Annotated in this window: 12 protein-coding genes; all 12 read left to right on the top strand. The window is 46.4% G+C overall.

What is annotated here, in order from left to right; translation table 11 throughout:
- Positions 1-522: 522 nt before the first annotated feature.
- The 12 genes from fumC (at position 523) to IDJ76_RS07870 (ending at position 12,355) form a co-directional block, all read left to right on the top strand.
- Complete coding sequence (gene fumC, locus IDJ76_RS07925; protein WP_191162524.1) at positions 523-1,950, top strand: class II fumarate hydratase; 1,428 nt, start codon at positions 523-525, stop codon at positions 1,948-1,950.
- Between the two features lie 34 nt (positions 1,951-1,984).
- Positions 1,985-3,136 carry a porin gene (locus tag IDJ76_RS07920; protein WP_317173954.1) on the top strand — a complete coding sequence of 384 codons (1,152 nt, stop codon included), beginning with the start codon at positions 1,985-1,987 and terminating at the stop codon, positions 3,134-3,136.
- A 9-nt stretch (positions 3,137-3,145) separates the two neighbouring features.
- Positions 3,146-4,576: an anion permease gene (locus IDJ76_RS07915; RefSeq protein ID WP_191162522.1), complete on the top strand. Its 1,431-nt coding sequence runs from the start codon at positions 3,146-3,148 to the stop codon at positions 4,574-4,576.
- Positions 4,577-4,620: 44 nt separating this feature from the next.
- Positions 4,621-5,280, top strand: coding sequence for a succinate dehydrogenase cytochrome b subunit (locus tag IDJ76_RS07910; protein ID WP_191162520.1), 660 nt, complete (start codon positions 4,621-4,623; stop codon positions 5,278-5,280).
- A gap of 4 nt (positions 5,281-5,284) precedes the next feature.
- Positions 5,285-7,195 (top strand): fumarate reductase/succinate dehydrogenase flavoprotein subunit, encoded by a 1,911-nt coding sequence (locus IDJ76_RS07905; protein WP_191162518.1) that lies wholly within the window; start codon positions 5,285-5,287, stop codon positions 7,193-7,195.
- A 17-nt stretch (positions 7,196-7,212) separates the two neighbouring features.
- Complete coding sequence (locus IDJ76_RS07900) at positions 7,213-7,962, top strand: succinate dehydrogenase/fumarate reductase iron-sulfur subunit (protein ID WP_191162516.1); 750 nt, start codon at positions 7,213-7,215, stop codon at positions 7,960-7,962.
- The gene (locus tag IDJ76_RS07895) at positions 7,925-8,782 is read left to right on the top strand and encodes a DUF6544 family protein (RefSeq protein WP_224746250.1); all 858 of its coding nucleotides are present in this window, start codon (positions 7,925-7,927) and stop codon (positions 8,780-8,782) included. The genes IDJ76_RS07900 and IDJ76_RS07895 overlap by 38 nt, the downstream gene beginning before the upstream one ends.
- A gap of 227 nt (positions 8,783-9,009) precedes the next feature.
- A complete protein-coding gene (locus IDJ76_RS07890; protein WP_191162514.1) occupies positions 9,010-9,405 on the top strand; it encodes a hypothetical protein in 396 nt (131 codons plus the stop codon).
- An 11-nt stretch (positions 9,406-9,416) separates the two neighbouring features.
- The gene (locus IDJ76_RS07885; protein ID WP_191162512.1) at positions 9,417-10,076 is read left to right on the top strand and encodes a BON domain-containing protein; all 660 of its coding nucleotides are present in this window, start codon (positions 9,417-9,419) and stop codon (positions 10,074-10,076) included.
- Positions 10,077-10,484: a hypothetical protein gene (locus IDJ76_RS07880; RefSeq protein WP_224746249.1), complete on the top strand. Its 408-nt coding sequence runs from the start codon at positions 10,077-10,079 to the stop codon at positions 10,482-10,484. It abuts the gene before it with no gap.
- Complete coding sequence (locus IDJ76_RS07875; RefSeq protein WP_224746248.1) at positions 10,477-11,514, top strand: zinc-dependent alcohol dehydrogenase family protein; 1,038 nt, start codon at positions 10,477-10,479, stop codon at positions 11,512-11,514. The genes IDJ76_RS07880 and IDJ76_RS07875 overlap by 8 nt, the downstream gene beginning before the upstream one ends.
- Before the next feature lie 181 nt (positions 11,515-11,695).
- On the top strand, positions 11,696-12,355 hold the full coding sequence (locus IDJ76_RS07870) for a BON domain-containing protein (RefSeq protein WP_191162510.1): 660 nt from the start codon (positions 11,696-11,698) through the stop codon (positions 12,353-12,355).
- Positions 12,356-12,402: the final 47 nt, after the last annotated feature.

The raw sequence follows: 12,402 nt of genomic DNA, 5'->3' as shown, positions 1-12,402 counted from the left end.
AATTGGTGAGGACCTGACTATATGATCGCCAAAACGAATATCAGCAAATTAAAGTGTCATTAACTGACGAATCGCATGAAAATTAATGACGCTTGTCATTAAAAAGCAATTGAAAGTCTTTTTGTTATAAAAAGCCTAACAAAGGTCACTTTCCATAGCAACTGCATTGCATATAAAAGGTACCGCCTGATGTAGTCGTTGTAAAAACCGACCGATCAGGAATAATCGGGAAATGATTATTGTGTTTCTATTTTAATCATATAAATACATCCGGTGAAGATCAGTGCGACTGATATTCAGGTGCGACAAACATAATCCAACGGATGATTAACTTTTAATGCCGTTGACGCATTTATTCCAACCGTTTATTGTTTTATCGAAACTTGTATAAGATGATAAATCAGCCAAATTTCAAATTAGCAATACATTGTGATGAGGGTCATCTATTGCCGTGTTCCCTGTCATCGCGCACGGAAAGCATTAGTCCACCTTTACGGCATACGAATTAAACACCATCAATGTATGTCAGATACTACGAAAATTCCGGATGCAACAACAGATTTCAGGACCGAACATGATAGCATGGGCGAGGTACGTGTCCCTTTGAAAAGTTACTGGGGCGCGCAAACAGAACGCTCCCGTAATAATTTCAAGATAGGCCCGAAAGCCTCGATGCCGACGGAGATTATAAGTGCCTTCGCACAATTGAAAAAAGCTGCAGCCTATGCAAATACCGACCTCGGTGTTTTAACGGTTGAAAAACGCGACGAGATCGCCGGTGTTTGCGACGAGATCATTGCAGGTCAACTACCCGATGAATTTCCATTAGTGATCTGGCAAACCGGTTCAGGCACACAGTCTAACATGAACGTGAACGAAGTAATCGCCAACCGTGCGCATGTATTGGCCGGACATACTTTAGGCGAAGGTAAAACGGAGATTCACCCCAATGATGATGTAAACAAATCACAATCATCAAATGATACCTTCCCTACCGCTATGCATATCGCAGCATATAAGATGCTGATTGATGTGACCATCCCCGGTATAAAGAAATTAAGGGAAACTTTAAAAGCGAAATCCATCGCTTTCAAAGATGTGGTAAAGATCGGCCGCACGCATCTGATGGACGCTACGCCACTAACCCTCGGACAGGAAATGTCCGGCTATGTCTCCCAACTTGACCATGGCTTAAAAGCTTTAAAAAATACTTTAGATCACTTAGCCGAACTGGCCTTAGGAGGCTCGGCTGTTGGTACTGGTATGAATACACCGAAAGGTTACGATGTGAAAGTCGCTGCCTACATTGCGCAATTCACCGGACTGCCTTTACGCACGGCTGATAATAAGTATGAAGCACTATCAGCCCATGACGCTATCGTAGAAAGCCATGGCGCGCTTAAACAGATCGCGGTATCCCTGATGATGATTGCCAATAATATCCGTATGCTAGCCTCCGGCCCGCGCTGCAGTGTCGGCGAACTGCATTTACCCGAAAATGAACCCGGGTCGTCTATTATGCCGGGTAAGATCAATCCTACTCAAAATGAAGCGGTAACAATGGTGGCTGCCCAGGTTATGGGGAACGATGTCACTATTTCTATAGCGGGCTCCAACGGGCAATTCCAGCTAAATGTATTTAAACCTGTCATGGCGGTTAATTTCCTGCAGTCGGCCCGCCTGATTGGCGAAGCCTGCACTTCCTTCGAACAGCACTGCGCCCGGGGAATCGAACCTAATTACGGGGGTATCAAGAAGCATCTCGAAGCATCCTTAATGCTGGTGACTGCACTTAACCCTCATATCGGTTATGAAAACTCCGCTAAAATTGCCCAAAAAGCGATGAAAGAAAACCTAACGCTTAGAGAATCTGCTATCGGCTTGAAATTGGTTACCAACGGACAATTCGATCTTTGGGTAAACCCGGCAAATATGGTAGGTAGCCTTTAGCCGCCCAATTATAATTTTAATTAACAACCCCCAAGTGAAAAATTTATATATCCCTCTCTCGATACTGCTGTTCTTTTCCTGTCTTAAGGCGGCGGCACAACAGACCGCTGCAACACCACATGTAAATACCGATACCATCAAAAATTTCTCTACCTATCATAGATCTATCACCTTCGCCGGTCTTTTACAGACAAGATTTCTTGGCTCGCTTACCAAAAATGTTGATGTGAATGGCAAGAATTTCGACCCGACGGCAACAACGGGTAAAATCACCAATACTTTCATGTTGAAGCGTGTGCGTTTTGTTGTTAAAGGCACGGTAAACGATCACTTTTCAGCCAACCTGCTGATGAATTTTGCCGAGTTCAGCAGCGATCCTACTAACAAAGTACTGGAAAATGCTTTTGTTAAATACACTTTAAATAAATATCTGAATGTACAGGCCGGGCAGTTCCGGCCGTTTTTCGGGATCGAGGATGTCGTTCCCAATGATATTATCCGCACACTGGATTATTCCAACCAATATTATGCGTTCGGAGCCAGCGGCTGGCAGAGCTTTCAAACCGGCGTTGCCGTATTCGGCAATATCAATGCCAGCGGTAAATTAAGATATTATGCCGGGGCCTACAATGGCAATAACCGCAACCAGGCCAATGATAACGATAATAGGAAAAACTTTTATGGACGTATCGAAGCTGACCTGCTAAAAGGTTTTACTGTGGGCGTTAATGCGGCACAAGGTAGCTTAGGTGCGGGAACCGGCGATGCACTCGGTATCGACGTAAAAAGCAGCGTGCCCCTGAACGAGCGCTGGGAAGTATCCCTGGGCGGTGAATATAAAACGGGGACAAATTTTGCACTCTATAATTCGCTAACGGTTAAACCTACTTTAAAAGATGTGCGGATGCAGGGCTTTTACATATTCCCGATCGTTCGATATAATTACAATATGCGGCGGGTAAGGGCGATCGAGTTTTCGTCTCGTTATGAATATTTTAACGAGAATTATCAACTTAACCACAATTCCAGGCAAACCGTCATCCCCAACGTATCATTAATCTTTGCCGATGATTTTTATGCTGCCCTGCAATTAGGAGTATCGATTGATATGTACCAGCACACCATCCCCTTAACTACTGCCAACAATCATAACCTGGCTTATCTGCAATTGCAGGTCCGCTTTTAACATTCAACCATGAAAGACATTAACTTAAAAACGCTGGCTATTACCTTAGCGGTCGGCCTCATCATTTGGTTCATTCCTGTCCCGGAGGGCGTTAAATCCAATGCCTGGCACCTGCTGGCCATTTTCGTTGCAACCATTGTAGGTATTATTTTAAAGGCCGCACCAATGGGTTCGATGGCCATGCTGGGTATTACTGTTTGCGCAGGCACACAGGTATTGGCTCCCGGCGACCCGGTGGCTTCTATTAAAAATGCATTAAGCGGGTTTGGTAATTCTACCATCTGGCTGATTGGTTTAGCCTTCTTTATTGCCCGCGGATTTATCAAAACGGGACTGGGGACCAGGCTGGCCTACAACTTTATTAAGCTGTTTGGCAAAAGTACTTTAGGTTTAGCGTATGGCTTGAACACCGCCGACCTGATCCTTGCCCCGGCCATTCCGAGCAATACCGCCAGGGCCGGCGGCGTGATTTTCCCGATCATGAAATCGGTCGCCGTCAATATGGGTTCAACACCCGAAAAGCCGGAAACGCACCGCAAGATCGGCGCTTTTCTAACCCTGAGCAGTTACAACGCAAATATGATTACTTCGGTGATGTTCCTGACGGCTACCGCCAGTAACCCGATGGCGCAGAAATTTGCTAAGGATTTGGGCGTTACTATTACCTGGGGAGGCTGGGCTTTAGCCGCGGCGGTTCCCGGTTTAGTTTGCTTTTTACTGATCCCGTTATTCTTATATAAGGTATATCCGCCAGAACTGAAACAAACGCCGGAAGCACCAGCCATTGCAGCCAAGGAACTTGAAAAAATGGGCCCGGTCAGCATCCAGGAATGGCTAATGGTAGCCACCTTTATCATTCTGCTTGTGCTTTGGATCTTTGGTAATTTGATGTCTATCGATGCCACGACAGGCGCACTCATCGGTTTATGTATACTGCTGCTTTGCGGCGTGCTCACTTGGGATGATGTCAAATCTGAAAAAGGTGCCTGGGATACCATCGTTTGGTTTTCCTCGCTGGTGATGATGGGTTCATATCTTAACTCTTTGGGCCTCATTGGTTGGTTCGGTCACCTGGTGGGCGCACAACTTGGCCATTTAAGCTGGCAAATCGCCTTCCCTCTCATTATAATCGTTTACTCCTACTGTCATTATATGTTTGCCAGTGCTACGGCGCAATGTGCGGCCATGTTCTCTGTATTTCTTACAGTGGGTATCGCAGTAGGTATCCCCGGCACCATGCTGGCTATCTTTCTGGGTGCCTGTGCCACACTAATGGGTTCACTAACCCATTACGCTCACGGGCCTGCACCTATATTCTTTGGCAGCACCTATGTAGATATGAAAGACTGGTGGAAACAGGGCTTTTTTATGAGTGTGCTGTTCCTGCTTGTGTGGTTTATTGTCGGCGGAATGTGGTGGAAGGTGATCGGCTTGTGGTAGTCCTGCAAATACTCAACTCCAAAACTACCAAACAAACAACATTTATGAAAACAAGCAGCATTCAATATAAACTCATCATGGCGGGTACAGGACTGTTCCTGTGCTTCTTCCTGGTGATCCATTTGCTGGGCAACCTGCAATTACTACTACCGGCGGCAGAAGCTAAAGAGCAGTTTAACTGGTATTCGCATTTACTGGCCGGGAATCTATTCATCAAGATCGTTTCCTGGGTACTATTACTGTCTATCATCGCTCATGCGGTATATGCGCTGATCATCACCCGTAAAAGCAACAAGGCTAACGGCACCAAATACGCCTACGACAAGCGTGGTGCCTCCAGTACCTGGAACAGCCGCAATATGGGTCTGTTAGGTACCGTGATTCTTGTTTTCCTGGTGATCCACCTGAAAGATTTCTGGTATGTATCGGATTTTACGACCATGAATTTGGATAAGCAGGGAAATAAAGATATGTACAGCGTGGTGGTGCTTACTTTTCACGAATGGTGGTATGTACTCATCTACGAGATCTCATTTATTGCCCTGGGCTTTCACCTGCTCCACGGTTTTTTCAGCGCCGCAAGAACACTGGGCATCTATCATCCCAAATATGTAAACCTGGTACGTTATACCGGCTGGGTGTATACCGCCTTTATTACCGGCGGCTTTATGTTGATCCCTATCTACCTCTATTTTAATAATTGACCTTATGTTAGATTCAAAAATACCCGATGGCCCGCTGGCCGACAAATGGGATAACTATAAAGAGCACGTTAAACTGGTCAATCCCGGCAACCGGAAAAAACTGGATGTGATTGTAGTAGGTACTGGTTTGGCCGGAGCTTCCTGTGCGGCCTCGCTGGCTGAACTTGGCTATAATGTCAAATCCTTTTGTTTTCAGGATTCTCCCCGCAGGGCACATAGTGTCGCAGCGCAGGGTGGCGTGAACGCGGCTAAGAATTATAAAAATGACGGAGACAGCGTATTTCGTATGTTTTCTGACACCATCAAGGGCGGAGATTTTCGTTCGCGCGAGGCCAACGTTTACCGGCTGGCAGAATGTTCGGCCAACCTGATTGACCAGGCTGTGGCGCAGGGCGTACCCTTTGCCCGTGAATATGGCGGTTACCTGAATAACCGTTCGTTCGGTGGTGTGCAGGTTTCGCGTACCTTTTATGCCCGCGGGCAAACCGGCCAACAACTATTATTGGGCGCTTACCAAGCGCTGATGCGGCAGGTGGGTTCCGGTAAGGTAAAAGCCTACACCCGCCATGAAATGCTGGAATTAGTAGTAATTGATGGCAAAGCAAAAGGCATCATCACCCGTGACCTGGTGACCGGTGAAATCGAACGTCATGCGGCCAACGCGGTGGTATTAGGTACCGGCGGTTATGGCAAGGTCTATTACCTATCTACGCTGGCCATGGGCTGTAATTCATCCGCTATCTGGCGGGCGCACAAAAAAGGCGCTTACATGTCCGGGGTCAGCTGGATCCAGTTCCACCCGACCTGTTTGCCGCAATCCGGTGAGCATCAGTCAAAGCTAACGCTGATGTCGGAATCATTGCGTAACGACGGCAGGATTTGGGTGCCCTTAAAGCCGCATGATGACCGCAAGGCTATTGATATACCTGAAGCTGAACGAGACTACTACCTTGAAAGGCGATATCCAACCTTCGGTAATTTAGCGCCGAGAGACATCGCTTCCCGGGCGGCAAAGGAACGCATTGATGCGGGTTGTGGGGTCGGTGTGATGAAGAACGCCGTTTTTTTGGATTTTTCTAAAGCGATCAAAGAGCAGGGACAGGAAAAGATCAAAGAGAAATACAGCAACCTGTTTAAAATTTACGATAAGATCAATGCGGTCAATGCCTACGAGGAACCGATGCTCATATCACCGGCGGCCCATTTTACCATGGGCGGCCTTTGGGTGGATTATGAACTGATGACCACGATACCGGGGCTGTTCGCATTGGGTGAAGCAAATTTTGCTGATCATGGTGCTAACCGTTTGGGCGCAAATTCTCTATTACAAGCATCGGTTGACGGTTATTTTATCGCGCCTTACAGCATCCCTAATTATTTAGCAGGGGAACTGAAAGCGGAAAAGATAACCACAGACCATCCGGCTTTTGCCGAAGCAGAAAAAACCGTTAGGGAACAACTACGCAATTTCCTGACGATCAACGGTCGCCTTTCTGCTGACCATTTTCATAAAAAGTTGGGGCAGCTGCTTTATAACGGATGCGGGCTGGCGCGCAGCAAGGAAAGTTTGACCAAAACAATTGCGGAGATCACCGCATTAAGAACGCAATTTTATCAGGACCTGAAAATCACTGGGGATGAAAAAGTAAACAGCGAACTGGAGAAGGCCGGTCGCGTGGCCGACTATTTTGATCTGGGCCTGCTGATGTGTGACGATGCCTTAAGCCGTGAAGAATCCTGCGGCGCGCATTTCCGCGAAGAGTATCAAACCCCTGACGGCGAAGCTTTACGTAATGATAAAGACTATTGCTACGTGTCTGCCTGGGAATGGAAGGGCGAACTGGAGCCCCACGAATTACATAAGGAACCGCTTGTGTTTGAGAATGTATCCTTAACGGTAAGAAGTTATAAATAATCACAAAGCAACATCAAATGAAAATATATCTGAAAATCTGGCGGCAGGATAGCCTGGCTACGGCGGGCGAAATGGTTGTGTATCAGTTAGACGAGGTATCATCTGATATGTCCTTCCTGGAAATGTTGGACCTGTTAAATGAATCGCTGATCCAAAAAAGTGAACGCGTGATCGAATTCGATCATGATTGCCGGGAAGGTATCTGCGGGCAGTGCGGCGTAATGATCAACGGCCGTGCACATGGCCCGCTGGCGCATACCACCACCTGCCAGCTGCATATGCGCAGTTTTAAAGACGGTGATACCATCCATATTGAGCCTTTCCGCGCGGCCGCTTTCCCAGTGGTACGCGATTTGAAAATAAACCGTCATTCACTGGACAAGATCATCCAGTCTGGCGGGTTTATCTCTGCTTCGAGCGGAGAAGCACCCGAAGCGAACGGCTTATTGATCTCGCACCCGGTAGCGGAAGCTGCTTTTGATGCCGGTTCCTGCATCGGCTGTGGTGCATGTGTCGCTACCTGTAAAAATTCAAGTGCCGACCTGTTCACTTCTGCCAAGATAACTCAGTTTGCGTTATTGCCCCAGGGAAATATTGAAAGGACAGAAAGGGTGCTGGCTATGGTAGACCAGATGGATGCCGAAGGATTCGGGCATTGTACCAATACCGAGGCTTGCGAAGTGGAATGCCCGCAGGAGATCTCGGTGCTGCATATTGCCCGCATGAATTATGAATATAGTAAAGCATTATTGCTTAAACGGAACTAAAATAAGTATGATGTGGTATGTACCGGGAATATTGGCGCTCTGCCTTCTGATCATTGTAATCAAACGTCGCCTTACTGCCAAAGAATTTGAACAGGAGGTCACCGAACTGTTCGCCCTGCCGGATGGGTTGACCAACCAGGCTTTCAGTTATACCCAACTGGTTGATCTGCCTGGACCTGTACAGGCTTATTTCCGGCATGTGTTGAAAGACGGCGAACCTTATATTAACTATGTCCGGTTGAAACATAACGGGCAGTTTAAAACGGGCCTGAATAAAAAATGGGTTGATATTAAAGGTGAACAATACTTTACTGTTAAAAAACCCGGCTTTATATGGAAAGGAACTACCACGCTATTCACAGCCCGTGATATGTATATCTCCGATAAAGGGCGGCTGGTGGTATCACTCTTTTCACTTTATAACATCGTGAACGCAAAAGGCAAAAAGTTCAATCAGGGTGAACTCTTAAGGTGGCTGGCCGAAAGTGTCTGGTTTCCAACTAACTTGTTACCCAGTGAGCATTTGCGATGGCAGCCCGTAGATACCCAAACGGCGAAACTGCTCTTCACTTATAAAGGCCTGTCCTTATCTTATATTGTAAGCTTCCGGAACGGCGAAATCATTCAGTTTGAAACAACCCGTTATATGGGTGACGAGAAGCTCGAAACCTGGATCGGAAAACTCGGCGCTTATCAAAAGATCAACGGGATAATAGTGCCTACCAAAATTGAAGCGATCTGGCGGCTGGCTAAAGGAGATTTCAGTTATGCCAAATTCAATGTGCTGCGGATCGATTATAACCTTCCGAAAAAGTTTTAAGTGAACGGTCGCAGTTTCTTATTATAACCAGCCGCACGCATTTAACTGACGGGCATCATTTATTCAAAAGACTTGCCGGCGTAGTTTTGCTTACCAACGAAAGCATTCTATGAAAAATTAAGTTTCACTATTCATCGTCGTGAGCATCCCATCAAACGCGACAGCGTCTGAATATCACTGCCAATAATACGATGTTACGCGCTTATACGTACATTATTAAAAAAATTATGAAACCAGAAAAAAATCTGGGCATTTGGATGGATCATCAAAGTGCCCACATAATGGAATTTACAACCGATCCCATTGGCACCCAAACGGTCGCTAACAAATTTACCCATGAAGTCAAGGAAGATGCACTGGATAAAGGCGAAGGCCTCATGCACCATAAAGAGCAGCAGGAAACGGGCGCGTATTACAAAGAATTGGGTGAAGTTATCAGGGCATACGACCAAGTCATTCTCTTTGGCCCGACAGAAGCCAAAGTTGAACTTTATAACCGTCTAAAAAGGGACCACCATTTTGATCAAATTAATATCAAGATCGAACCGGCCGATAAAATGTCTACCAATCAACAACACGCGTTTGTTAAAGCCTATTTTTCAAACCGCCTATCATTAATTTAAAAACTAAACGCATGAAAACTAACCAGGAATTAGCAAAAGATGTTCAGGACGCCATACAATGGGAACCTGTACTCAGAAATACAAAAATTGGGGTTACCGCCTTTGACGGGGTGATCACATTAACAGGAGATGTAGATAATTATCTTAAAAAATCAAAAGCCGAGGAGTCGGCCAAAGGGGTCACCGGTGTCAAAGCTGTAGTGGAAGAAATAGACGTTATCTTTAAAAATGCCCATGATAAGACTGACAATGAAATTGCGATTGAGGCTATTAACGCTCTAAAAAACAACGGACAGATTCCGCATGACCGTGTGAAAGTAAAAGTTGAAAATGGTTGGGTCACTTTAGAAGGCAACCTGCCCTGGAATTATCAAAAAGAAGCCGCCAGGGATGCCGTCAGGCATTTGGACGGTGTAAAAGTATTTACTAATGATATCCGGGTGCAGCCAGAGAACGAAGATGAACTGGAACAGGAAGCTATCCAGCGCGCACTGCGCCGTAGCGCGGCTCTGGAAGATCAGGATATCCAGGTGTATGTAACCGGGAATAAGGTCACGCTAAATGGGGTGGTCAATTCGCTTTATCAGCAGGACGAAGCCAGCCGGATCGCCTGGAAAGCTCCGGGGGTGACAGCGGTGAATAATGAACTGGCTATTGATTTCAGAGACTAAATGATGACCCTGACTACACAGATTACCTGGCTGCTATTGTTAGCCATACCCATCGCCTGCGTTGCCTGGACGGTAACACATGAAGAAGTTTTTCGCGAACCCCGGGAATACTGCTTGCGGCGGAGTAAAGAAGACCGCGCATTATTGGTGCGAAAGTTTTTCTACCTGTTTACTTGTGAATACTGCTTTAGCCATTATGTAACGATCATTTTTCTTTTTTTGACAGGCTATCATTTACTGATGGCAGATTGGCGTGGTTACCTGGTTGCGGGCTTTGCGCTGGTTTATGTAGCCAATGCCTATATGAGTTTATTCGGCCTGATAAGGCAGGATATCGTGAAGGAAAAAGCGGAGATTAAGTGTCTCAATAAAGAGGCTAAAGAACAAAAACCGGAGCGGCATGTATGATGAACAAAAAAAATATCCGAACGACCAGGTATTGCCATTAATGATGCGCGCCATGGTGATGGATGCTCCGGGTCAGCCGTTGGTGCTTAAAGAACTACCCTTACCCAAGCCATCGGCTAAACAGGTGCTGGTGAAGATCATCGCCTGCGGCGTTTGCCGTACCGATCTGCAAATCATGGACAGTGAACTGGTCCATCCCAAAATGCCGCTGATCCCCGGCCACGAAATTGTGGGGATTGTTGCAGCGCTGGGGAGTGAAACCAGTAAGATGAAAAAAGGTGATTTAGTAGGCATCCCCTGGTTAGGTTATACCTGCGGGCATTGCCGTTATTGTTTAAAAGACCAGGAAAATCTATGTGAGAATGCATTGTTCACCGGCTACACCATAGACGGTGGCTATGCGGAATACACCGTGGCTTTTGAAGATTATTGTTTCCTGCTGCCGATTCAATACGGAAACGCTTCGGGTGCGCCACTGATGTGCGCCGGGCTGATTGGTTACCGTTCTTACAGGATGATCGCTCCCGACACCCAAAATTTAGGAATCTATGGTTTTGGTGCAGCGGCCCATGTTTTGATCCAGCTGGCTTTACACCAGGGTAAAAAAGTGTATGCTTTTACCCGTGATGGAGACGTAGCCGCACAGGGTTTCGCCAAAAAATTAGGTGCGGCCTGGGCCGGAGATTCCACTGCGACCCCGCCCGAGCCCATGGATTCTTCCATTATTTTCGCACCGGTGGGTTCACTCATACCCAAGGCCCTTAAGGATGTAGGCAAAGGTGGCCGGGTCATCTGCGGGGGCATTCACATGAGCGATATCCCGGCCTTTCCTTATAAATTATTGTGGGAAGAACGGATGGTCAAATCCGTTGCTAACGTTACCCGAAAAGATGGCGATGAATTTATTGAGCTGGCCGCGCAGGTCCCGGTGCGTACCGCTTACCGTGTATTTCCGCTACATGAGGCGAACGAAGCCTTAGCAGCTCTCCGCAATGGTTTGATCGAGGGTGCTGCTGTATTAGTGATGTAAAGCTTAATTCATGAAAAATATTCTCCTTTTTTTTGAATTATAAAAAGGCGCTGATCCTTCAGCACAAAACTGATGCTAAACATTCTCAGGTATGACCGGTGTCATTCTCCTGACTGTAAATAGTACGCACCTTTGACGTATCAGGAAGCCAATTAAATTAAAACTCCTGAGAACATCGAAAATGAGAACAAATGAAGAATTACAACAAGACGTTGAAAACGCGATCAAATGGGAGCCGTTATTAAACGCAGCTGAAATTGGAGTAACTGCTAAAGATGGAGTAATCACACTGAGCGGAACGGTTGACAATTATCTCAAAAAACAAGAGGCTGAAAATGCTGCTAAAAGCGTTGCCGGTGTAAAAGCGGTGGCCGAAGACATTACGATTAAATTTCCAAGCGACTTCAGAAAAAGCGATACAGAAATTGCTAAAGAGGTGATCGACGCTTTAAAAGCTAACTGGATCCCTGACGGCAAGGTGAAAGTATTCGTTGAAAACGGCTGGGTGAAGCTGGAAGGCGCCTTGCAATGGAACTTCCAAAAAGACGCCGCTAAAAACGCGGTTAAACCACTAATGGGTGTGATCGGCGTATCGAATGAGATCAAGATCCAGGCCGAAAGCCATGACGAGATAGAAACCAAAGAGATCGAAGAAGCGCTTGCGCGTAACTGGTCTGTCAGTAATCAGGGTATTGAAGTAAAAGTTAATGGCAGCCGGGTTACTTTAAGTGGCTCGGTACATTCCCTTTATCAAAAAGATGAAGCAGACCGCATCGCCTGGAATGCGCCCGGTGTATGTATAGTGGATAACGAATTGTATATCGACTATTACGAAAATTAAGAATTAAAGCGGGAGGTCGGCCTCCCGCTTTAATTAATCATCATTCA

Source organism: Mucilaginibacter glaciei, from assembly GCF_014773245.1.
GTDB classification, from domain to species: domain Bacteria; phylum Bacteroidota; class Bacteroidia; order Sphingobacteriales; family Sphingobacteriaceae; genus Mucilaginibacter; species Mucilaginibacter glaciei.
This window is presented reverse-complemented; position numbering and strand designations above follow the sequence as displayed.